The organism is Ruegeria sp. HKCCA0370, from assembly GCF_013033705.1.
Taxonomy (GTDB): domain Bacteria; phylum Pseudomonadota; class Alphaproteobacteria; order Rhodobacterales; family Rhodobacteraceae; genus Ruegeria.
Genome location: NZ_WQEP01000009.1, coordinates 118375 through 138930, shown reverse-complemented (window position 1 = coordinate 138930; position 20556 = coordinate 118375). Strand labels below are relative to the sequence as shown.

The 20556-nt window shown below is 58.3% G+C and carries 22 protein-coding genes; 13 read left to right on the top strand and 9 right to left on the bottom strand.

Features of this window, described 5'->3' with window-relative positions:
- Positions 1-78 precede the first annotated feature (78 nt).
- On the top strand, positions 79-987 hold the full coding sequence (locus GOW31_RS17620) for a sugar nucleotide-binding protein (protein WP_171171866.1): 909 nt from the start codon (positions 79-81) through the stop codon (positions 985-987).
- Here GOW31_RS17620 and GOW31_RS17615 read toward each other — a convergent pair.
- Together GOW31_RS17615 and GOW31_RS17610 are read right to left on the bottom strand one after the other, a co-directional pair.
- Positions 979-2007 carry an endonuclease/exonuclease/phosphatase family protein gene (locus GOW31_RS17615; protein WP_171171864.1) on the bottom strand — a complete coding sequence of 343 codons (1029 nt, stop codon included), beginning with the start codon at positions 2005-2007 and terminating at the stop codon, positions 979-981. The genes GOW31_RS17620 and GOW31_RS17615 overlap by 9 nt on opposite strands.
- Positions 2004-2834, bottom strand: a complete 831-nt coding sequence (locus tag GOW31_RS17610) for a hypothetical protein (protein ID WP_152459720.1) — start codon at positions 2832-2834, stop codon at positions 2004-2006. The genes GOW31_RS17615 and GOW31_RS17610 overlap by 4 nt, the downstream gene beginning before the upstream one ends.
- A gap of 104 nt (positions 2835-2938) precedes the next feature.
- Between GOW31_RS17610 and GOW31_RS17605 the strand changes: the two genes are divergently transcribed.
- Positions 2939-3142, top strand: coding sequence for a hypothetical protein (locus tag GOW31_RS17605; protein WP_171171862.1), 204 nt, complete (start codon positions 2939-2941; stop codon positions 3140-3142).
- A gap of 24 nt (positions 3143-3166) precedes the next feature.
- Here GOW31_RS17605 and leuD read toward each other — a convergent pair whose 3' ends face one another.
- Genes leuD through GOW31_RS17585 form a run of 4 tightly spaced genes read right to left on the bottom strand, consistent with a single transcriptional unit; the run spans position 3167 to position 5961 of the window.
- Entirely contained in the window at positions 3167-3772 is a 606-nt protein-coding gene (gene leuD, locus GOW31_RS17600) for a 3-isopropylmalate dehydratase small subunit (protein WP_171171859.1), read from the bottom strand.
- A gap of 42 nt (positions 3773-3814) precedes the next feature.
- Positions 3815-4369, bottom strand: coding sequence for an HdeD family acid-resistance protein (locus GOW31_RS17595; protein WP_171171858.1), 555 nt, complete (start codon positions 4367-4369; stop codon positions 3815-3817).
- A 37-nt stretch (positions 4370-4406) separates the two neighbouring features.
- Positions 4407-5810 (bottom strand): 3-isopropylmalate dehydratase large subunit, encoded by a 1404-nt coding sequence (leuC, locus tag GOW31_RS17590; RefSeq protein ID WP_152459723.1) that lies wholly within the window; start codon positions 5808-5810, stop codon positions 4407-4409.
- Positions 5811-5853: 43 nt separating this feature from the next.
- Complete coding sequence (locus GOW31_RS17585; protein WP_010438763.1) at positions 5854-5961, bottom strand: hypothetical protein; 108 nt, start codon at positions 5959-5961, stop codon at positions 5854-5856.
- A 103-nt stretch (positions 5962-6064) separates the two neighbouring features.
- Between GOW31_RS17585 and GOW31_RS17580 the strand changes: the two genes are divergently transcribed.
- The 4 genes from GOW31_RS17580 to GOW31_RS17565 all read left to right on the top strand — a co-directional run bounded on the left by GOW31_RS17580 (position 6065) and on the right by GOW31_RS17565 (position 8943).
- Complete coding sequence (locus tag GOW31_RS17580; RefSeq protein WP_171171856.1) at positions 6065-7417, top strand: mechanosensitive ion channel family protein; 1353 nt, start codon at positions 6065-6067, stop codon at positions 7415-7417.
- 164 nt (positions 7418-7581) lie between these two features.
- Complete coding sequence (rsfS, locus tag GOW31_RS17575; protein ID WP_058276550.1) at positions 7582-7941, top strand: ribosome silencing factor; 360 nt, start codon at positions 7582-7584, stop codon at positions 7939-7941.
- A 44-nt stretch (positions 7942-7985) separates the two neighbouring features.
- Positions 7986-8456, top strand: a complete 471-nt coding sequence (rlmH, locus tag GOW31_RS17570; RefSeq protein WP_171171854.1) for a 23S rRNA (pseudouridine(1915)-N(3))-methyltransferase RlmH — start codon at positions 7986-7988, stop codon at positions 8454-8456.
- A gap of 1 nt (position 8457) precedes the next feature.
- On the top strand, positions 8458-8943 hold the full coding sequence (locus tag GOW31_RS17565) for a flavodoxin family protein (protein ID WP_171171851.1): 486 nt from the start codon (positions 8458-8460) through the stop codon (positions 8941-8943).
- Positions 8944-8946: 3 nt separating this feature from the next.
- Here GOW31_RS17565 and GOW31_RS17560 read toward each other — a convergent pair whose 3' ends face one another.
- Both GOW31_RS17560 and GOW31_RS17555 read right to left on the bottom strand, forming a co-directional pair.
- On the bottom strand, positions 8947-9294 hold the full coding sequence (locus tag GOW31_RS17560; protein WP_171171849.1) for a hypothetical protein: 348 nt from the start codon (positions 9292-9294) through the stop codon (positions 8947-8949).
- Positions 9295-9329: 35 nt separating this feature from the next.
- Entirely contained in the window at positions 9330-10040 is a 711-nt protein-coding gene (locus GOW31_RS17555; RefSeq protein ID WP_152459727.1) for a DUF599 domain-containing protein, read from the bottom strand.
- Positions 10041-10118: 78 nt separating this feature from the next.
- Between GOW31_RS17555 and GOW31_RS17550 the strand changes: the two genes are divergently transcribed.
- The 7 genes from GOW31_RS17550 to GOW31_RS17520 all read left to right on the top strand — a co-directional run bounded on the left by GOW31_RS17550 (position 10119) and on the right by GOW31_RS17520 (position 18694).
- Positions 10119-11567: an FAD-linked oxidase C-terminal domain-containing protein gene (locus tag GOW31_RS17550; RefSeq protein WP_171171847.1), complete on the top strand. Its 1449-nt coding sequence runs from the start codon at positions 10119-10121 to the stop codon at positions 11565-11567.
- 24 nt (positions 11568-11591) lie between these two features.
- On the top strand, positions 11592-12692 hold the full coding sequence (locus tag GOW31_RS17545) for an FAD-binding protein (RefSeq protein WP_171171846.1): 1101 nt from the start codon (positions 11592-11594) through the stop codon (positions 12690-12692).
- Positions 12693-12696: 4 nt separating this feature from the next.
- A complete protein-coding gene (gene glcF, locus GOW31_RS17540; protein ID WP_171171844.1) occupies positions 12697-14010 on the top strand; it encodes a glycolate oxidase subunit GlcF in 1314 nt (437 codons plus the stop codon).
- A 119-nt stretch (positions 14011-14129) separates the two neighbouring features.
- Complete coding sequence (locus GOW31_RS17535) at positions 14130-14921, top strand: serine protease (RefSeq protein WP_171171842.1); 792 nt, start codon at positions 14130-14132, stop codon at positions 14919-14921.
- A 23-nt stretch (positions 14922-14944) separates the two neighbouring features.
- Complete coding sequence (locus tag GOW31_RS17530) at positions 14945-15733, top strand: serine protease (RefSeq protein WP_254441751.1); 789 nt, start codon at positions 14945-14947, stop codon at positions 15731-15733.
- A gap of 123 nt (positions 15734-15856) precedes the next feature.
- Positions 15857-16324: an Hsp20 family protein gene (locus tag GOW31_RS17525; RefSeq protein WP_171171838.1), complete on the top strand. Its 468-nt coding sequence runs from the start codon at positions 15857-15859 to the stop codon at positions 16322-16324.
- A 144-nt stretch (positions 16325-16468) separates the two neighbouring features.
- A complete protein-coding gene (locus tag GOW31_RS17520; RefSeq protein ID WP_171171836.1) occupies positions 16469-18694 on the top strand; it encodes a tetratricopeptide repeat protein in 2226 nt (741 codons plus the stop codon).
- A 109-nt stretch (positions 18695-18803) separates the two neighbouring features.
- Here GOW31_RS17520 and GOW31_RS17515 read toward each other — a convergent pair whose 3' ends face one another.
- Positions 18804-20279 (bottom strand): NAD-dependent succinate-semialdehyde dehydrogenase, encoded by a 1476-nt coding sequence (locus GOW31_RS17515; protein ID WP_171171834.1) that lies wholly within the window; start codon positions 20277-20279, stop codon positions 18804-18806.
- Positions 20280-20556 lie beyond the last annotated feature (277 nt).

The window sequence follows — 20556 nt, the reverse complement described above, 5'->3', positions numbered from 1 at the left end:
ATGAATACACGTTCTGCAAATTGCGGCAATTCCTTGCGCGAAGTGAATGGCTAGATTGATCTCAGTCAGGAGGTAAACATGGCACAATCTGCACTGGTACTGGGCGCAACAGGTCGTTTTGGGCGCAATGCAGCCCTGGCGTTCAGGTGCGCGGGCTGGGATGTGACGGAATTTGACCGCAGGTCTGATTCGCTGTCACAGGCTGCGCGCGGCGTGGACGTCATCGTGAACGGGTGGAACCCGCCCTATCCCGATTGGGCACGCGATGTGCCGGTGCTGACCAAACGAGTGATAGATGCGGCCTCAGATACGGGGGCGACCGTGATCGTGCCGGGCAATGTCTACGTATTTGGTGGAAATACGCCGGGTCCATGGTCGGGCGGGACGCCGCATCGGGCCACCAACCCTCTGGGCCGGGTTCGGATCGAGATGGAAGAGGCCTATCGCGCGTCAACCGTGCGCACCATCCTTTTGCGCGCCGGGGATTTCATCGACACCAATGCATCCGGAAACTGGTTCGATCAGGTCATGATCAAGCGTCTTTCGCGCGGTCAGTTCGTTTACCCCGGCGATCCGCACGCGCCGCACGCTTGGGCCTTTCTGCCTGATCTGGCCCGCGCCGCCGTCGCGCTGGCTGAGATGCGGCAAGACCTTCCCCGTTTTGGCGATGTTCCCTTTGAAGGGTACACTTTGACCGGGACGCAGATGGCTCAATCGCTTTCGCAAGTCACCGGCCGGCCGGTTGCAGTGCGACGCATGAATTGGTGGCCGCTGCAATTGGCCCGCCCGTTCTGGCGCATGGCCCCTCATTTGATCGAGATGCGGTACCTCTGGCACGTGCCGCATCAATTGGATGGCGGCTATATGAAAGAATTGCTGGCCTCGTTTTCTGAAACGAACCTGGAGGATGCCTTGCGTTCCGCCATTCCGCCCCAACGTGCCGCTTCATCGTCAACAGCCGGGAACGGGGGCGAGGTTCTAGGGTAGGATTATGTCAACCCAGACCAGTCGATGTCTGCTGGCGCGTCGGGCACTGTCGTACAGCGTGTCACCTTCCACGGGCCAGACAATGCCGGTTTCCACGATTTGCAGATCACTGGATGGCAACACGTAGTCAACGCGCATTTCCCCGGTGGCTTTCCATTCGACCGTTGCTGATGACCCCGATGGGTCCATTGGCATCGGGTCCTGCACCTTGGGATCGGTCAAAAGCGCGCGAATGGCCTGTTTGTGGCCTTCTCCGCGGCTCGGGTCGAGATTGGCGTCCGCAGCTATCACGAAGGGGCCTTGAGGAACTGGCCCCAGACCGCCATTCAACAAAACCGACCACAGGCGAATCTCATCCCCGTTGCGCAGACCGTTGCGATCCTCGGGTCCGTCAAAAACCGGTGGGGCGGCGTGAAAGGTCATCAGGCTGAATCGCCCCTGCGGGGTTTCGATGGGAAGAACCCAATGCACGGTCGAGGACAGGCGCTGAATGTCGTGCGCAGCTTCAGACGGGAAGGGAAGCCCATCACCGCGTGGCAAAGCAGCCCCAGGCAGATCTTTCCACCGCAGATCGGTGTAATCCTGAACGTCATCGGTCATGATTTCGAAACGGGACAACACCGCCACCCCTCCATGGCCGGTGAACTTCCCCCAGCCCTGCGCGTCGCCGGGGCCTTGCGTTTTGCCATCACCGTCCAGATCCAGCGGCGTTTCCAGCCCAGCATTTGGTTGGGCGGAAAAGTGATAGGGGAAATCCAGGCCCGCCTCGCGCAGTTTCTCGGACAGGGCGCTCAGGGCCGCGCCTTCCAGATCCCAGTCGATGCCTTGCAGGGCAATGACATCAGGTCGCGCAGCGGCAATGACCTCGACAACGGCTTCAACCTGCGCATCATCCCGCTGGATGTCGCGCAGCAGCAGGCCGGGACCGTTTCTGCTGAGTTCAGTGTTGTAGGTGGAGATGCGATAAACCTCTGCCTGCACCGATAAAGGCAGCAGCAGCAGGGCAAGGGCACGGATCATGCGGCTTGCGTTGTCTCGCTAGTCGAATAGGCGCGGCGCTTTTCTACGATCAGACCCGCGATGCGAAGCGTCGCCATGCCGCGCATGATCATGCTGGCGGGAAGGAAGGCCCAAGCGCACATGGTCCAGATCAACGTTTGCGGATTGCTCAGCGAGATCGGGGCGACGACGCTACTCATGAGCTTGATGACGGCCGGAATGAGGAAGGGAAGCAGAACACCAATGCAGATATTCAGGCGACCATCGCGTTGCAGGCGGGTGACAACATCGCCGCCCTTGGTGGGATCAAACAACGGTAGATTGGTCCAAACGTTGAAGGCGCCATTACCCGTGGGCCAGCCACGCACTTTGACCGCATAGGCAAAGCTGGCGACGGTGACCAAGGCGGCCACATAGGCCACACTGGCTGCGATCCGAACCAATTCGATCAACGGCTGGCCCGCATCCAAGGGCAGCATCAGCACGATCAATCGAACCGGGGAATAGGGAAAGTCCGCGACATTCGCGACGGCCAGACCCGCGGTGTAGGCAAACGCGGTCAGCTCAGTCGGCTCATAGGCGTTTTTGCAAACCAGGGTCAGAAAGGTGACCATCGACATCAGCCCGACAAACCGCAGACGGTTCACCGGCGGCGCATCGCGAAATTCAATAAAGCTGGGAAAGGCAGAATTGTACTCGGCGAATGTCAGGATGAACGCGAGAATCGCGAGGAAGACCAGAATCTCGGTCCCGTTCGTCGATGATACAGGCAGGTACAACGCGGGTGTCAGCACCATCAGTGCCACAAGTATTCCGCGTATCGCCGCCCCTGTTGTGCGCGCAATCACTATCCGAACCCTTTTTCAAACCGGATAAGTCGATCTTCGCCGACTTACATTCCAACTTGTGCCCATCGTCTCGAGTTTTTGACGGATGCCTCTTTAGCGCCAACATGGACGATAAGCGGCATTTCGCTCAAGACAGGGTGCAGAAAACACGTGATTTCGGGCAAAATGATGGCGCAACTGGTGCGGGATTGCATCATTTTCGACGCAAATCCGACGTGTATCTCAATGTGAGACCAAGATGTTGTGGTTCTGGTAAAATCAACCCCAAGAATGAGAACGGGGCCGCCTTGGCGACCCCGTTAGGTTGAGTATCCAAAGAATCGGCTAAGGCCTTACACCCAGGGGCGGGCCTGACTTGCGTGATCCTCGAATTTGTCGATGTGGTGATCTTTCTCCATGGTCAGGCCGATATCGTCCAGACCGTTCAGCAGACAGTGCTTGCGGTGCGGATCGATGTCGAATTCGATCACGACCCCATCCGAAGTGGTGATCTGCTGATCTTCCAGGTGCACGGTCATCCGGGCGTTCTCTCCCTTATGTGCGTCTTCCATCAGGATCGCGTGGTGTTCTTCTTCGACCACGATCGGCAGGACGCCGTTCTTGAAGCAGTTGTTGAAAAAGATGTCGGCAAAGCTGGTCGAGATCACGACTTTGATGCCGAAATCCTTGATCGCCCAGGGTGCGTGTTCGCGCGACGAGCCGCAGCCGAAATTGTCGCCGGCGACCAGAATTTCGGCCTCGCGATAGGCGGGTTTGTTCAGGACGAACTCTTCGTTTTCCTGCCCGTCATCATGATAGCGCATTTCATCAAACAGCACGACGCCAAGGCCGGACCGTTTGATGGTTTTCAGATGCACTTTGGGAATGATCATATCGGTGTCGATATTGATCAGTGGCATCGGGGCGGCCACCCCGTGGACTTTTTCAAACTTTTCCATGTCTGCACTCCTGCAGGAGAGGGCCGCGCCCGTATCCCGCGATTAAGCTTCTTTCGCTTCTGTTGTTTCGTCCTTGGGTGCGTTCTTGACGAAGAACGCCATGAACACAAATCCGAACCCGTTGAACAGCATCTCGATGCCCAGCAGGATACCCAGAAGGCTCAGCAAAGCGGCGGGTTCGCTGCTTGCATAAGACCAGATGATACCTGCGAGGATGATAGACAAGATGCCCGAGATCATCGTGGGCCAGAAAAACTGTGTTCCTTTCATCTGGAACGACAGAATGACCCGCGCGATGCCACCTGCCATGAACAGGATCAGCATCACGGTTGCCAGCGTCAGTGTTCCCTGAAGCGGATGATCCAGAAAGGACCAGCCCAGGAACAGCATGACCGCACCCATGATAAGTGACAGAATCTTGTTGCCTGTGCCTTCGACGGTGAAACCGCCGACCACCTGCATCGCGCCTGCAATCAGCAGCAGCGCACCGGTTACGACCGTTACGGCAAGCGAAGCCGCAATCGCATTGCCCAGCGCAAAGACGCCGAACGCAATTGATAGAAGCCCCAGCAGGAGCCATTTGACCCAGTCACTCATTTGTTCAATCCCTCAAATATCTAGATATGAGGGCACCTTACATCAATTCACGGACGTCTGTCAGCCGTCCCGTGATTGCCGCTGCGGCAGCCATTGCCGGGCTCAGCAGATGTGTGCGCCCGCCCCGGCCCTGACGGCCTTCGAAGTTGCGGTTCGAGGTCGCGGCACAGCGTTCGCCCGGTTGCAACTGGTCGGGGTTCATCGCCAGGCACATCGAACAGCCTGCCAGACGCCATTCGAACCCGGCCTCTTTGAAGATGTCGGCCAGGCCTTCTTCTTCGGCCTGGGCGCGGACCAGCCCCGAACCCGGCACGACCATGGCGCGCATACCGTCCTTGATCTTCTTGCCTTTCAGGATCTCGGCCGCGGCACGCAGGTCTTCAATACGTCCGTTGGTGCAGGACCCGATAAAGACGGTGTCAATCTCGACATCGCTCAGCTTCTGACCGGCTTTCAGACCCATATACTCGATTGACCGGCGGGCCGCCTCGACCTTGCCGCCTTCGAAATCCTCGGGGTGCGGCACGGTTGCAGTGATCGGCAGAACATCCTCGGGGCTAGTGCCCCAGGTGACGACAGGCGCGATGTCTTCGCCACGAATCGTGACAACCTTGTCGAAATGCGCGCCTTCGTCGGTGTAGAGTGTTTTCCACCAATTCATCGCGGCTTCCCACTGCGCACCTTTCGGCGCATGCGGACGGCCTTTGACATATTCGAACGTGGTCTCATCCGGTGCAATCAGCCCTGCGCGTGCGCCGCCTTCGATGGCCATGTTGCAGACGGTCATGCGGCCTTCCATCGACAGGTTGCGGATGGCTTCACCGCAATACTCGATGACATAGCCGGTGCCGCCGGCGGTGCCGGTTTCGCCGATCACGGCCAGGGTGATATCCTTGGCGGTCACGCCCGGCTGCAATTTACCGGTGATTTCCACCTTCATGTTCTTGGATTTCTTCTGGATCAGGGTCTGCGTGGCCAGAACGTGTTCGACCTCGGACGTGCCGATGCCGTGGGCCAATGCGCCGAATGCGCCATGCGTGGCGGTATGGCTGTCGCCGCAGACGACGGTCATGCCCGGCAGGGTCCAGCCTTGTTCGGGGCCGACGATGTGCACGATGCCCTGACGGACGTCATTCACCGGGTAATAGTGAATGCCGAAATCCCGGGCGTTTTTGTCCAGCGCTTCGACCTGAATGCGCGATTCCGGGTTTTCAATACCGTTCACCCGATCCGGTGTGGTCGGAACGTTGTGGTCCGGCACGGCAATGGTTTTTTCTGGGGCGCGCACTTTGCGGCCTGCCATGCGCAGGCCTTCGAACGCCTGCGGGCTGGTGACCTCGTGGACCAGATGGCGGTCGATATACAGCAGGCAGGTGCCATCATCGGCTTCGTGCGCGACATGGGCATCCCAGATCTTGTCATAGAGTGTTTTGGGGGACATGTGTCCTCTCCCGTATGTAATGAGAAATAGCTAGCGAGTTGGTTCAGGCGACGGGTAGGCGCGCCAGGACCGTGCGGGCAGCCCCAAAGAACCGTTCGCGCAGACGCGCGCGGTCTTCCAGATTCTGTTCTTGGGCCACATTGAGTCTCATGCGGTTCAGATATACCGCGCCTTTGCTGCAATCAAGGTTCAAAACTGGTGTCAGACTTGCATCGCCTAGCATTGCTGTCCAAGCTGCCGTGCAGGAGGCGCGTATGAACCAAGACCTGATCCCCAGCTCGCTGACAGACCTTTACAACAACATGGTCGCGGGGTTCTCTTCCGAGCTTCAAGAACTGGTCGAGTTGGTGGTTACGCCGGGCTGGCGGCAGTATCAGTTGGTCATCATCCTTTTCCTTTGGGCGCTGGCTTTCCTTCTGAAAGTTCTGACACAGCCGCGATGGGATGCTTGGACGCGCGCACGCACCGGATGGCCGAAATGGCGGCTTCGCACCATGGTACAGCTGATGCAGCGGCTGACACTGGTCTATTTCGTGCTGCTGTCCTGGCTCTTGTATCAGGTTATGCAGCATGTCACCTGGCCGTCACGCAGTTATCTCATTGGGATCATTGCAACTCTGGCAGCTGCGTGGCTGGCGATTGCACTGGTCGCGAGGCTTGTCCGCAACCGGACGCTGCGACGGATATTCAAGTGGGCAATGTGGGTCTATGCAACGCTTGTTGCGTTGAATCTGACGGATGACGTGGCCGAATTCCTCGATGGGGTCGCGATTTCCGTCGGTGACCTGCATATTTCCTTGCTGGGTATTCTCAAGGCCATCCTGCTGATCGGGGTCCTGTTGACGCTGGCCCGCATCGGCACCCGCGCGGCCGAGCGTGGATTGCAGAGCAATGACGACATCACCCCGTCCATGCAGGTGTTGTTGGCCAAGGGAATTCAGGTGCTGCTGTATGGCGCGGTCTTTCTGGCTGCGATCCGCACGCTGGGCTTCGATCTGACCGGCATTGCGCTGTTGTCGGGCGCGATCGGCGTGGGCATCGGGTTCGGCCTGCAAAAAGTGGTGTCGAACCTCATATCGGGGATCATTATCCTGATGGATCGGTCGATCAAGCCAGGCGATGTGATCTCGCTGGGCGATACGTTCGGTTGGATCAATGCGCTGGGCGCACGCTATGTCTCGGTTGTCACGCGGGACGGGCGGGAATACCTGATCCCGAACGAGGACCTGATTACCAACCAGGTGGTGAACTGGTCGCATTCCGACAAATTCGTGCGGTTAGATCTGGATTTCGGCACCAGCTATGAGGATGACCCCCACAAAGTGCGGGCAACGGCGATCCGGGCTGTAAAGGCAGTGACCCGCGTATTGAGTGGCGGAAAACATGAACCGGTTTGCCATATCACCGGTTTTGGCGACAGCAGCGTGGATTACGTTCTGCGGTTCTGGATCAGCGATCCGACCAAAGGGCTGACCAATATAAGGGGAAATGTCTATCTTGCGCTGTGGGATGCGTTTCAGGACGAAGGCATCTCGATTCCCTTCCCGCAGCGCGAGGTTCGGCTTTTGTCGGAAAACGCAAACATGCAACAAATCGCAAAAGAGTGATCAACCCTGCGCGGGGCCGGACGCGCTTTCATTGAAATGTTGCATTCCCCTTGTTACTTTATTAGTACCCCGGCGCCGGGGTTTCACGGCGCGCAGCAAAGGAGGACTATGTCCTGTCACTACATACACAGGCGGGTTTGCCTGCCGAAGACGGGTCCCGTGTAATGGCCCACTCTCAGTCAATCAGCGACAAGCTGCTTGAGCGTATCCTTTCCTCACTTTCCGATGACAAGGCCGAAGACGTCGTGCAGATCAACCTGCAAGGCAAGTCGTCTGTCGCGGATCACATGGTCATTGCTTCGGGTCGGTCGACCCGTCAGGTCTCGGCCATGGCGGAAAAGCTGACGGATCGCATCAAGCAGGAATTCGGTTTCACCTCGAAGGTCGAAGGCAAGGATGCCGGCGATTGGGTGCTGATCGATACGGGCGACGTGATCGTCCATATCTTCCGCCCCGAAGTGCGCGAATTCTACCAGCTGGAAAAGATGTGGCTGCCCCAGGGCGGCAGCGCCTCGGCGAACTGAGGCGCCATCCCGGCCCGTATTGAGGGGCCGGAGGCGAGAGAGATATGCGTATCAGCATAGTTGCGGTCGGGCGATTGCGCGCCGGACCGGAGAAGTCCCTGCTTGATGATTATCTGACCCGCTTTGACCGGACCGGCCGTGGCCTGGGCCTTGGTCCCGCGCGGTTGATCGAGGTCGAGGACAAGAAAAACGCAGGCATGGGGGCCGAAGCCGCGTTGCTGCGCAAGGCGCTGCCCAAGGGCGCGGTGATCTGTACGCTGGACGAACGCGGGCGCGTGATGTCTTCACCCGATTTTGCCAGGAAACTGGGCGGTTGGCGCGATGCGGGGCGGCAGGATCTGGCGCTGGTCATCGGCGGGGCCGACGGAATAGACCCTGCTTTGCGGGCCGAAGCCGACTTTTCCATCTCGTTCGGGTCGATGGTCTGGCCTCATATGCTGGTCCGTGTGATGCTGGCCGAGCAACTGTATCGGGCCGCGACCATTCTGTCAGGTGGCCCCTATCACCGGGTCTGACATGGCGCAGCTTCTGATCGTTTACCATTCGCGCACAGGCGGTGCCCGGCAGATGGCCGAAGCGGCGGCTGAATCGGCGCGGGCTGAGACCGAGGTTGAGATCGTACCAGCGGATCAGGCGGGGCCGGAGGATGTGCTGGCCGCCGACGGCTACATCTTCTGCGCGCCAGAGAATCTGGCGGCGATCTCGGGCTTGATGAAGGAATTCTTCGACCGCTGTTATTACCCGGTTCTGGGACAGATCGAAGGTCGCCCATATGCGCAGATGATTTGCGCCGGGTCGGACGGAGAGAATGCAGCCCGCCAGATCGCACGGATCGCCACTGGATGGCGGTTGAAAGAGGTCCTGTCGCCGCTGATTGTCTGCACGCATGCGCAAACGCCCGAGGCCATTCTGGCCCGAAAAACCATTCCGGAAGATCAGCTGGATCGGTGTCGCGAGATCGGCGCCGCGTTGGGTGCGGGCCTGGCCATGGGGATTTTCTGAAGGTCAGTTCAGTTCGACCAACGTCGTGTCTTCGTTCCAGCCATCCACATTGCACCGGGCCTGAATCTGCACCTGTGAAACGTTTTCCGGAATCACCACGCCGCCAAGCGAGCGGGTAAAAGGTTGTTCTGTCTCATGCGGGTGGTGCAGCACCCGTAGTCCCAGTTCATTCCCGTCCATGTCCAGAACGCGCCAGCCGTCGGCGTAATGATCCCAGCCTGTATCGGGATGCCGGATCGTCACGTCGAACCGCCATGTGTCACCGGTGGCACTGGCGCGGACCTGTTCGATTGTCGGCGGGTCGGCAAGGGCAGGTACAGCCAGAAAGGCACTGAGAATCACATATCGCATGGTTCGAACCTAGGGTTTAATGCTGCGCTTGGGGATCACGTCTCTGTGTTCGACGTTTGGGCCATGAGGATCGCGCGGGAATGCGATGCAAACTCGCGGCGATACAGGACACCGAATGTGATCATCGTGCCCAACACCAATGCCATCGGCCCAAGAAACCACGCTAGCGAAGCAAGGGCGAAATAGGTGGCGCGGAGACCGCGGTTGAAGCTTCGGGCGGCGGTCACGCAGATCTCGGCCGCCTGACCGGCCCGAGGATAGGCGTTTGGGTCCTCAGGATCGTTGGGGACCGAGGCCATCAAAACGGCGCAATACCCAAAAAGACGATGGGCCCAGACGTATTTCAGAAAAGCATTGGCCAGCAGCAGGACAACCACAAGTATCTTGATTTCCCAGACCATCGCCGGTGCGCTGCCGATGGCAAGATCCGTCGCCACCCCGGCCAATCGCTCGGTATTGCCCAACAGGGCCAGACCGCCCCCGATGGCAATCATCGTGGTTGAGGCGAAAAAGGTGCTGCCTTGCCGCATGGCAGCCACGACCTGCGCATCGAACATCCGTGGCTGGCGCGTCACCATCTCGTGCATCCAGTCGCGGCGGTAGCCATCCATCACAAGGGCGACGGACGGCTTCTGTGGTGACGGGTGTTCGATCTTCCATCCGATCCACAGCCACGCACCCAGCAATATTGCAATGGCAGCATAATCCAGAGGGGAAAATAGGGCGGCACGTTCGATCCAGGTCATGGCGCGACAGTACGACCGGACATCGCAACTTGCCAGAGTGGTAAATTGGTAATATTATTTTACCAAAGGGAGGGTGCCATGGAAATGCCAAAGCCAAGCCCGGACGTACTGAACCGGAAAAGCGCGATCGTTTCGCGGCTGTCGCGGGTTTTGCCGGATACGGCAATTATCCATGATCCGGCTGAAACCCGAGCCTATGAGTGCGATGCCCTGACGGCTTACAAATGCCCGCCGATGCTGGCCGTGCTGCCGTCGAGCACGCAGGAAGTCTCGGACGTTTTGCGCATCTGCCATGAAGAAGGCGTGCCTGTCGTGCCGCGCGGTGCGGGTACGTCGCTGGCCGGCGGGGCATTGCCAACGGCTGATTGCGTCATTCTGGGCGTCGCGCGGATGAATGAGGTGCTGGAGGTTGACTATGACAACCGTTTCATCAGGGTGCAGACGGGCCGCACCAATCTGAGCGTCACCGGCGCGGTCGAGGAGGAGGATTTCTTTTATGCGCCTGATCCTTCCTCGCAACTGGCATGCGCCATTGCCGGCAATATCGCGATGAATTCAGGTGGCGCGCATTGCCTGAAATATGGCGTGACAACGAACAACCTTATGGGCGTGACCATGGTGATGATGGATGGCAGTGTCGTCGAGATCGGCGGCGCGCATCTGGATGCGCCCGGTCTGGACCTTTTGGGCGTCATTTGCGGCTCGGAAGGTCAGTTGGGCGTGGTGACCGAAGCAACACTGCGCATTCTGCGCAAACCCGAAGGCGCGCGGCCGGTTCTGATGGGGTTCGACGACAACGAAGTCGCGGGTCAGTGTGTTTCGGACATTATCAAATCGGGCATTCTGCCGGTCGCGATCGAGTTCATGGACACGCTGTGCATAAAAGCCTGCGAAAACTTTGCGCACGCCGGATATCCCGACTGCCATGCTCTGTTGATTGTCGAAGTGGAAGGGTCGGAAGCCGAAATTGACCATCAATTGTCGAAAATCATCGAGATCGCCAAACGCCACAACCCGGTCGAGCTGCGAGAAAGCCAGTCAGCCGAAGAAAGCGCAAAAATCTGGCTTGGTCGGAAATCCGCATTCGGCGCCATGGGGCAGTTGAACGACTACATGTGCCTTGACGGTACGATCCCGGTGTCGGCCCTGCCAACGGTGCTGCGCCGTATCGGCGAGTTGAGTGAAGAATTCGGTCTGCCTGTCGGGAACGTTTTTCACGCAGGGGATGGGAACATGCATCCGCTGATCCTTTTCGATGCCAACAAGCCGGGTGATCTGGAAAAATGCGAGGCATTCGGGGCCGAAATTCTGAAACTATGCGTGGATGAAGGCGGTTGTCTGACCGGTGAGCACGGCGTTGGCATCGAGAAGAGGGATCTGATGTCGCATCAATATGCGCTTGCCGATCTTGAGGCGCAGATAGCGGTCAAGGACGTTTTTGACCCCAAATGGCTGCTGAACCCTGCCAAGGTGTTTCCACTGAACGTTTCGGAAACCCGTCGCCACGCGCAGATTGCTGCCGAATAAAAGGCTCTAATAACGGATTTTGCCATGAAACCTGAATCAGAATCTGAACTGGCCGACATGGTGGCCGGATTGAAAGACCCTGTTCGCATCGTCGGTGGCGGCACGCGCGCGGTCACCGGTCCCGACGCGAATATCGAAACCGGGGCTCTGCGTGGCATTTCGCTTTACGAACCCGGAGCACTTACTCTTGTGGCCAAGGCCGGGACACCATTGGCAGAGATCCAGGCCGTGCTGGAAGCGGAAGGTCAGCAACTGGCGTTTGAGCCGATGGATCACCGCAGTTTGCTTGATACTCAAGGTGAACCAACGATCGGCGGTGTCGTCGCGGCCAATATCTCGGGCCCGCGGCGGATTCAGGTTGGCGCCTGCCGGGATTTCCTGCTGGGTGTGCGTTTCGTCGACGGGCGCGGGCAGGTTGTCAAGAATGGTGGGCGAGTTATGAAAAACGTCACCGGTTATGATCTCGTTAAATTGATGGGTGGGTCTTGGGGAACACTGGGAATTCTGACCGAAGTGTCGTTGAAGGTGCTGCCCAAGCCGGAAAGAGTGGCGACTTTGTCCGTCGCCGTTCGGGATGCCGGCAGCGCGGTGAAAGTTCTTTCCGCTGCGTTGAAATCACCTTTTGAAGTGACTGGTGCCGCCTATGATCCGGCGGGTGGAAATGCCCTGCTTAGGGTCGAGGGATTTGCAGAATCGGTGACGTACAGGATCGGTCGGTTGACCGCCTTACTGGCAGATTATGGTGAGGTGACAGACGAGGGAGACGCCGCAACGCTTTGGACTGGGATCCGCGACGTTCACCCATTTCAGGGCAAGGACGGGGACGTCTGGCGGCTTTCGGTAAAACCGGGTGACGCGGCGGAGATTTCGGCGCGCGCCGAAGCGGATCAAACGCTGTTTGACTGGGGCGGTGGTCTTGTCTGGCTGCGGGTCCCGGGTGGCACGGATGTGCGTGCCCGGCTTGGTGGGTTTTCAGGTCATGCCACTTTGGTACGATCCGACCACGAAACGATCAGAAAACTGGGGCGATTTCATCCGGAACCCACATCAATTTTGGCTCTGACAAAGGGCTTGCGTGGGAAATTTGATCCTCGCGGTTTGTTCAACCCGGGGCTGATGGGATAGGGCGATGCAGACAACATTCACCGATGAGCAATTGCAAGACCCGGCCATCCAGAGCTCGAACGAGATTCTGCGAAACTGCGTCCATTGCGGATTTTGCACGGCCACGTGTCCGACATATCAGGTGCTGGGAGACGAGCTCGACAGTCCTCGTGGGCGCATCTACCTGATCAAGGACATGCTGGAAAACGAGCGTGTGCCCGACGAAAAGACGGTCAAGCACATCGACCGCTGCCTGTCCTGTTTGGCCTGCATGACCACCTGCCCGTCAGGTGTGCATTATATGCATCTGGTCGATCATGCGCGCGAATATATCGAGGCCAACTACAAGCGTCCGCGGACGGATCGGCTGTTGCGTTGGTTTTTGGCGCAGATCCTGCCTTATCCGATGCGGTTCCGTTGGGCCCTGATCGGGGCCAGGCTGGGCCGTCCTTTCCGGTTCCTGATGCCAGATGCCCGGCTGCGCGCGATGTTGGAGATGGCGCCCAAGCATATCCCGTCTGTCAGCCGCAACGATGATCCGCAGAGTTTTGCGCCCGGCGGTGAACGAAAAATGCGGGTGGCGCTGATGACAGGCTGCGCACAAAAGGCGCTGAACACCGATATCAATGACGCCACGATCCGCCTGCTGACACGGTTGGGGTGCGAGGTCGTGATCGTCGAAGGTGCCGGGTGTTGCGGAGCTTTGACCCATCACATGGGCAAAGTGCAAGACAGTCATATGGCGGCAAGCGCCAATATCAGAGCCTGGAAACGGGAAATGGACGGTGATGGGTTGGACGCCATCGTCATCAATACCTCTGGCTGTGGCACCACCGTGAAAGATTATGGGCATATGTTTCGCAATGGCCCGCTTGCCGAAGATGCGGCGCGTGTGTCTGCAATCGCCATGGATGTCAGTGAACTTCTGATCCAGCTGGACCTGCCGGCGGGGGAAAACCAAAACCTGACCGTCGCCTATCATGCGGCCTGTTCATTGCAGCATGGGCAGAAGATCAAATCCTATCCCAAAGACTTGCTTAAACACGCGGGTTTCAAGGTCGTCGAACCCGCCGACAGTCATTTGTGCTGCGGCAGCGCGGGAACGTACAACCTGATGCAGCCGGACATATCAGGCCAGTTGAAACAGCGAAAAGTCAGAACTCTTGAGGCGAAACAGCCTGATATCATTGCTGCCGGCAATATCGGGTGCATGATGCAGATCGGTTCTGGTACGCAACTGCCGATCGTTCACACGGTAGAGTTGCTGGACTGGGCAACGGGCGGACCAAAGCCACCGGCCTTGCAGGAAACAGGGAACCCGGTTCCCGTCTTGCGGTGAATCATGCTGATGCCAGCGCGCATCATTTCCCAGGGAAATACCTTTGGTGCATGATCGCCCTATTTTCGCCCAACGCGGCACGTAGGACAAAAGCTTCGAAGTGAGTCTCGGAGAACCGCGTGCGTAACTGGATCAAGGCGATCGTGCTCTGTGTCTTGCCATTGGCGGCCACGGCGCAGGACACTAGGCTGGAAAGCCTGGATACGTCGGATTCCGGGCGCGAGTGGATGGCTGTCGGGCGGTTGGATATCGCCGGCGCGGGGTTTTGCACCGGAACGCTGGTGTCGCCGACGCTTGTACTGACAGCAGCGCATTGCCTGTTCGACAAAAGATCCGGACAACGGATCAACCCTGCGGATATCGAGTTTCTGGCCGGGTGGCGTTTGGGACGTGCGTTGGCCTATCGGACCGCGCGCCAGGCTGTGATCCATCCGGACTACCAATATGGCGTCGATTCTACGGCCGACCGGGTAAGCGCGGACGTGGCTTTGATCGAGCTGTGGCAGCCGATCCGTAATACCGCCGTCATTCCATTTGAGTCGGGCGATCAGCCCAAACGTGGCGCTGAAGTGGGCGTTGTGTCTTATGCGCATGACCGGTCAGAAGCTCCGTCGCTGCAACAGGTCTGCTCGGTCATGAACCGGCAGGCCGGGGTTATGGTCATGTCCTGCGACGTTGATTTCGGGTCTTCGGGGGCACCCGTTTTTTCTTTCACGGGCGCGCGCCCTCAGATCGTATCGGTGGTTGCGGCCAAGGCCAGTATGGACGGCCAGAGTGTTGCAATTGGAACCGCGGTTGAGCATTCGCTGCAATTGCTGCGTGACGAACTTTCTGCAGGGCGGGGATTTGGGCTTTCCTCGTCCGGATCGGGAACGAACAAGAACATAGGCGCAAGGTTCATTCGACCATGATGAGAGTCTTCTGGAGCTTGTTATTGGGCCTGAGCGTCTTGGCAACAGCGCCGCAAGCACAATCCAACAAGCGCAAGCTGACCGACCGGGATGACCTTTATGGTTGGGAGGCTATCGGTCGGCTGGATGTCCGCGATGCCTCGTATTGCACCGGCACGTTGATCGCGCAGGACATGGTGCTGACCGCAGCCCATTGTGCGGTGGATCGTCGTACCGGGAAGACTTATGTGCCCGAAGACATCACGTTTCGTGCAGGCCTTAGCAACGGCAACGCTTTGGCCGAGCGTCAGGTCACGCAAATCGCCCTTCATCCCAGCTATGGGGCGCAGAACCCGCTGTCGCACGAAGGTGTCCAGTTGGACGTGGCCCTGATGCGGCTGAACGAGCCTATCCCGTATTCGGTCGCCGACCCTTTTGCGCTGCACAGCGGCCGTGTTCCGGGCAACGAGATCAGCATTGCCTCGTATGGGCGCGGACGGTCCGAGGCGATCACCCGAGAACGGTCGTGCCGTATCATCGACCGCAGGCAGGGTCTGATCACCTTTGATTGCGACATTACTTTCGGGTCTTCCGGGTCTGCAATTCTGGCGAAAAACGGTGCGCGCTGGCAGATCCTGTCTGTGGTATCGGCGGTAGGCACGAACGGCCGTAGAAAGGTGGGGTTTGGCATGGAGCTTGGCGGGATCGTCGCCGAGCTCAAGGCCATCATGCGGCGCGACGCACCTCAGCCCAAGGCGTCGATCCGCCGATTGCAGGTCGGGTCCGGTAAGTCAGGATCTGGTGCGAAATTCATCAGTTCTGGCGGGGGTTGAACTCGGCGAAATCGCTACCCATGTGATGTGTATCGGACCGCCACAACGGGGTCCGGTACCTGAAATCGCCCGTCCAGTCGGAGGGCACTTATCGCAAATCGCTCAAGAATGAGGATATGACACATGCGTACGTTTGATTTTGCACCGCTGCACCGCGCCACCATTGGCTTTGACCAGATCGCCGACATGATGGATCGCGTTCTGACCAACGATGGGGCCCAGCCCAGCTATCCACCCTACAACATTGAAAAAACCGATGTCGACACCTACCGGATTTCGGTGGCCGTTGCCGGTTTTTCGGAAAACGACCTGACCGTGGAAGTGAAAGAGAACTCGCTTGTCGTGTCAGGCAAAAAAGCCGCCGAAGACAAACAGCGCACCTATTTGCACCGTGGCATCGCCACCCGCGCGTTCGAGCGTCGGTTTGCCCTGGCGGATCATGTCCGCGTCACCGGTGCGAGCCATGAAAACGGCATGCTGAACATCGAACTGAAGCGCGAGGTTCCAGAGGCCCTGAAACCGCGCCGGATCGAGATCACCTCGGCCAAAGCCATCGAGAAGGATGTGGTGGACGCCAAAGCCGTGAACTGAGGCTTCTGAATATCCCGCGGCAGTTCACTCCTCCCGGACTGCCGCAACACACGCCCCGCGTTCCTCCAGACGCGGGGCGTTGTGTTTTGGGCGTGTGCGAAAACTGGTTCCCAGCAAATTATCCGCCTGATAGTCTTCGGTATTATGGAAAGCCGACCAAAACGTCGACTAGCAGCTATCCTGGCAGCCGACATCGCCGGCTACTCAAGATTGGTTGGTCTGGACGAAGAAGGTACCATCGCAAGGCTTCGCCTGATCCGCAGCGAAGTCATAGAGCCGGCGATCGCCCGGCATTCAGGGCGCATCGCGAACACTGCGGGAGACAGCTTTGTGATCGAATTTCGCAGCGCCGTCGATGCGGTTCACGCTGCCGTGGAAATTCAGGCCGACCTTGCAAAGAGAAACGCGGGTACCGATCAAGATAGCGTCATCACGTTTCGGATCGGCCTGAATGTCGGCGATGTGGTTTCGAACGGGGATGACATCCTTGGCGACGGGGTGAACGTTGCCGCGCGGCTCGAGGCACTGTCAGATCCCGGTGGTATCATTGTTTCACAATCCATCGTCGATTATGCGCGCAACAAAGTGCCCTATGGTTTTGCCCCGATCGGGCCACAGAACGTCAAGAACATCGCAGACCCAGTTCAGGCCTTTCGCGTAGAAGCGGAAATTTTGCCTTCACCGCGAAAAAGCCGCACACTGAGGAAATCCCGCTGGCTGCCGCTGGCGGCTCTGCTGGTGATGTTGGCGGCAATTGGCCTTTTTCTGACGAAACCGTGGAAGACTGGCCAATTGCGCGCCTCAGAGGCGCAGATGGTTTACCCTTTACCGGATCTGCCTTCCATCGCTGTGTTGCCGATTGCGAATTACACCGATGACGCGTCCAAGGAGATGCTGATCAACGGTATCTCTGAGGATTTGATCACGGACCTGTCCCGAATATCCGGATTGTTCGTCATCGCCGGCAATTCATCCTTCGCATACCGCGACAGGAACATAGATATCGCACGTTTCGCTGAAGAACTTGGGGTTCGCTACGTCGTTGACGGCAGCGTGCGACGTGCGGATGAAGACTTCCGGATCAACATTCGCCTGACCGACACATTGAGCGGGCGATTGATCTGGGCGGACAGGTTTGATGGCGCGATTGATGACATCTTTGAAGTGCAGAAAACCATTGTTCTCGCAATTGCTCAGGAGCTGGATCTTCCACTCGACCCTCAAAGCCGGCAAGCCATCGAAAGCGTGGAAACCCAGACCATTGCAGCACGCGAAGCCTTCCAACGCGGGTGGGAGTTGTATTCGCAGTTCAACGAACAGGACAACCTTGCGGCAATTCCCCATTTTGAAAAGGCCGTGGAACTGGACCCGGATTATGGGCGTGCCTGGGCGACGCTTGCTCTGGCGCATTTGCGACCGCACATCTTTCATCATTGGAATGGGTTTGCAGAGTCAGGCGCGCAAATGCATATCGGCCTGTTTTACAGATATTACCGGGATGTGATGGAGCAGGACACCGCCCTGGTGCACGTTATCCGGGCTATTGTCAGTCTCAACCTTCCGGATTGGGACAGTAACCTACGGGTAGGTCGGGGGACGGAAGAAGCCAGACGAGAAGCAGCGAAAGCCATCGCGCTGCAACCCAGCGACCCCGAGGCGCATCTGACGATGGGATGGGCGCTGATTGCAGCCGGTGAGCCCGAGGAAGGATTGGCCTTTGTACAGGCCGCGACCCGGCTGGATCCCAATTATCCCAGCCACTACGCGCTGTTTGAAGCGGCGGCTCTTTACGCATTGAATGACCTGACGGGTGCGGCAGATGTGATCGAGAAAGAGTTGAACAGAAATCCGCAGGCAACTGAACTGATGCCATTTGCAGCCTCGGTTCTGGCCCTGAATGGAGATCGACGTGCGGGCAGGGCCATCATCGACCGATGGCAAAAGGGCAAGCATGCCGGTGTCATACAGGACGCTGTTCAGAATTACTTTTTCATCATTCGCTGGGTCGGTGAGAACCAGCATTTGAACGCCCGGCTGAACAACGGGCTGCGTCTGGCGGCGTTGCCTCCGGAAAAAAACATAGCAAGTCTGAGGGCGGATCTGTCACGGGGGGATGCCAAAGATCAGAGGACGGCAGCCCAATCGCTGGCCCTGTTTGGTCCCGAGGCAGAGCCAGCGGTGCCGGAATTGATTGCGCTTCTTGAAAGCCCGTCGGTGTTTGTCCGCAAAGAGGCAGCTATTGCATTGGGGAAAATAGGTGGCGCGGCGTCCTCTGCATTGCCCGCGCTGGAAGCCATGGTGGACGGTTCGTTACAGGGAAAGTTCGCGACCCGTGCAATCGAACAAATCCGCGACAAGTCCGCAGAATAGCCGTGTCAGCGTCGACTGGGACGCCGCCATGAACAGTCAAAAGACGACGCGATCGCGTTTCCGGATACGGGGTCTCTGCCCACCGCAATGGGACAGAGACCGTATTGGATCAGACCGACATGCAGACGTATTTCATTTCCAGATAGTCTTCCATGCCGTGATGGCTGCCTTCGCGGCCCAGACCGGATTGCTTGACGCCGCCGAACGGGCCCAGCTCGGTCGAGATGATGCCGGTGTTCACGCCGACGATACCGTATTCCAAGGCTTCGGCCACCTTGTATACGCGGCTCAGGTCCTTGGCATAGAAATACGAGGCCAGACCAAAAATCGTGTCATTGGCCATGGCGATCACGTCGTCTTCGTCCTCGAACTTGAACAGCGGGGCCAGCGGGCCAAAGGTTTCGTCCTGCGCCACCAGCATGTCCTGCGTCACGCCGGTCACGATGGTTGGCTGGAAGAACGTGCCGCCCAGATCATGCGGCAGACCGCCAGTCAGGACCGCGCCGCCCTTGTCGGTCACGTCCTTGATATGTTCTTCGACCTTGGCGACCGCGTCGGCATTGATCAGCGGGCCGGTGGTGGTGCCTTCGGTCAAGCCGTCGCCGATCTTGAGTGCCTCTACTGCCGTTTTCAGTTTGGCCGCGAATGCGTCATAGACCCCGGCCTGCACATAGATACGGTTCGCGCAGACACAGGTCTGGCCATTGTTGCGGAACTTGCACAGCATCGCGCCTTCGACGGCGGCATCCAGATCGGCGTCGTCGAACACGATGAACGGTGCGTTGCCGCCCAGCTCCATCGAACATTTCATGACCTGATCGGCTGCCTGGCGCAGCAGGATGCGGCCCACTTCGGTCGATCCGGTAAAGGTCAGCTTGCGCACACCGGGGTTTTCGCAGAACTCCTTGCCGATCTCACTGGCCTGCGACGAGGGCACCACGTTGAACACGCCCGCAGGTACGCCGGCCTGTTCCGCCAGCAGCGCCAGTACCAGCGCCGACAGGGGCGTTTCGGTGGCCGGGCGCGCCACAAACGCGCAGCCGGCGGCCAAAGCCGGGCCTGCCTTGCGGGTGATCATCGCGTTGGGGAAATTCCAGGGCGTGATCGAGGCCGCAACGCCGATCGGCTGCTTCATCACCATGATCCGCTTGTCGCGCTGATGGCCAGGAATGGTCTCGCCATAGACGCGCTTGGCCTCTTCACCGAAGAACTCGATGAATGACGCGCCATAGCCGATCTCGCCGATGGCTTCGGCCAGGGGTTTGCCCTGTTCAGCGGTCAGGATCTTGCCCAGATCCTCGGCGTTTTCCATCATCAGATCGAACCAGCGCCGCAGGATGGCTGCACGTTCCTTGCCGGTCAGTTTGGCCCATTCCTTCTGCGCGGCTTCGGCCTGTGCGATTGCTCCGGCGACCTGAGCGCGGCTGACGTCTGCCACTTCGGCGACCACATCGCCCCGAGCGGGGTTTGTGACTTTGAACGTGCCATTGTCACCGTCCACCCACTGACCGCCGATATAGGCTTTGGTTACAAGCAATTCGGGGTTCTTCAGGATTGACTTCAGATCGGTCGTTGCGTCCAGCATGATAAGCCTCCGGCGTGAATTGGGTTGCGCGCACCCAATCAGGTGATGTCTCAATTGTCTATGGCCACTCTGGATGTGGAATCAATCCAGATTTGATCAAAAAATACTTAACAAGTTAATTTAATTGAGTCACCCGAAATCTGCGCGTTTCATTGGCCGGTCTCGCCTTTCTTTTTGCCAAGGAGTTTGCCAAAGTCTGGGTGAATTTTGAGACCCAGGGGATGTAAATCAGTGTAACATTCCCTATCTTATTGGGTAATAGAAGAAAAAAGGGATA

Coding starts and splice junctions, on each gene's coding strand:
- GOW31_RS17620 (WP_171171866.1), top strand. CDS start 79: ATGGCACAATCTGCACTGGTACTGGGCGCAACAGGTCGTTTTGGGCGC.
- GOW31_RS17615 (WP_171171864.1), bottom strand. CDS start 2,007: ATGATCCGTGCCCTTGCCCTGCTGCTGCTGCCTTTATCGGTGCAGGCA.
- GOW31_RS17605 (WP_171171862.1), top strand. CDS start 2,939: ATGGACGATAAGCGGCATTTCGCTCAAGACAGGGTGCAGAAAACACGT.
- leuD (WP_171171859.1), bottom strand. CDS start 3,772: ATGGAAAAGTTTGAAAAAGTCCACGGGGTGGCCGCCCCGATGCCACTG.
- GOW31_RS17595 (WP_171171858.1), bottom strand. CDS start 4,369: ATGAGTGACTGGGTCAAATGGCTCCTGCTGGGGCTTCTATCAATTGCG.
- leuC (WP_152459723.1), bottom strand. CDS start 5,810: ATGTCCCCCAAAACACTCTATGACAAGATCTGGGATGCCCATGTCGCG.
- GOW31_RS17585 (WP_010438763.1), bottom strand. CDS start 5,961: ATGAGACTCAATGTGGCCCAAGAACAGAATCTGGAAGACCGCGCGCGT.
- GOW31_RS17580 (WP_171171856.1), top strand. CDS start 6,065: ATGAACCAAGACCTGATCCCCAGCTCGCTGACAGACCTTTACAACAAC.
- rsfS (WP_058276550.1), top strand. CDS start 7,582: ATGGCCCACTCTCAGTCAATCAGCGACAAGCTGCTTGAGCGTATCCTT.
- rlmH (WP_171171854.1), top strand. CDS start 7,986: ATGCGTATCAGCATAGTTGCGGTCGGGCGATTGCGCGCCGGACCGGAG.
- GOW31_RS17565 (WP_171171851.1), top strand. CDS start 8,458: ATGGCGCAGCTTCTGATCGTTTACCATTCGCGCACAGGCGGTGCCCGG.
- GOW31_RS17560 (WP_171171849.1), bottom strand. CDS start 9,294: ATGCGATATGTGATTCTCAGTGCCTTTCTGGCTGTACCTGCCCTTGCC.
- GOW31_RS17555 (WP_152459727.1), bottom strand. CDS start 10,040: ATGACCTGGATCGAACGTGCCGCCCTATTTTCCCCTCTGGATTATGCT.
- GOW31_RS17550 (WP_171171847.1), top strand. CDS start 10,119: ATGGAAATGCCAAAGCCAAGCCCGGACGTACTGAACCGGAAAAGCGCG.
- GOW31_RS17545 (WP_171171846.1), top strand. CDS start 11,592: ATGAAACCTGAATCAGAATCTGAACTGGCCGACATGGTGGCCGGATTG.
- glcF (WP_171171844.1), top strand. CDS start 12,697: ATGCAGACAACATTCACCGATGAGCAATTGCAAGACCCGGCCATCCAG.
- GOW31_RS17525 (WP_171171838.1), top strand. CDS start 15,857: ATGCGTACGTTTGATTTTGCACCGCTGCACCGCGCCACCATTGGCTTT.
- GOW31_RS17520 (WP_171171836.1), top strand. CDS start 16,469: ATGGAAAGCCGACCAAAACGTCGACTAGCAGCTATCCTGGCAGCCGAC.
- GOW31_RS17515 (WP_171171834.1), bottom strand. CDS start 20,279: ATGCTGGACGCAACGACCGATCTGAAGTCAATCCTGAAGAACCCCGAA.